Raw genomic sequence first — 602 nt, 5'->3', positions numbered from 1 at the left:
TCTTCGGCGGTGAGAATCCCGACCTGCGTCCCGGCCGGGACATCCTCGTCGAACGCGGTGCCGGAAAGATCGGGGGCGTCCGGAGCAGCATTGGGCGGCGCAACGGCGATTTCCACCACCGCCGTGTCGGTCCCGCCACTGCCGTCCGCCACCGTGACGGTGAAGCTTCCCTGCCCGGCGAAACCCGTATCCGGCGTAAAGGTGAACATGCCGTCCGCTCCGCCGGTCACGGAGCCGCCCACGATGTCGGATGCCGTGAAGGTCAGATCGTCGCCGTCGGCGTCGGTCGCAGACAAGTCTATCTCGACCGCAGAGCCATCCTCGGAAATAAACGTACCCGGCTCTGTCAGCACAGGCGCATCGTTCACCGGGGTCACCGTAACGCTGGCGACGCCGCTGTCTTCCTCGCCACCGGGATCCTCGACGGTGTAGCTGAATCCTGCCTCACCGTTGAAGTCCGCGTCGGGCGTGAACACGACTTCACCGTCCACGATCTCTGCCGTGCCGTTCGAAACGTTCGAAACACCGGTAAGTGTGAGCGTATCGCCGTCGGCATCGGTATCGTTCGCCAGCACGTCGATGGTCACCGAACCGTCCTCTGC

Annotated in this window: 1 protein-coding gene; it reads right to left on the bottom strand. The window is 64.6% G+C overall.

Features of this window, described 5'->3' with window-relative positions:
* The coding region (locus tag KCN53_RS15980) for an Ig-like domain-containing protein (protein WP_224199821.1) at window positions 1-587 on the bottom strand (587 nt) is incomplete at its 3' end.
* Between the last annotated feature and the right edge of the window lie 15 nt (window positions 588-602).

It is taken from the genome of Pacificimonas aurantium, from assembly GCF_020092905.1.
Classification (GTDB): Bacteria; Pseudomonadota; Alphaproteobacteria; order Sphingomonadales; family Sphingomonadaceae; genus Pacificimonas; species Pacificimonas aurantium.
Note: the sequence above shows the minus strand (reverse complement) of the source record. Positions and strands in the feature narration are given on the sequence as shown.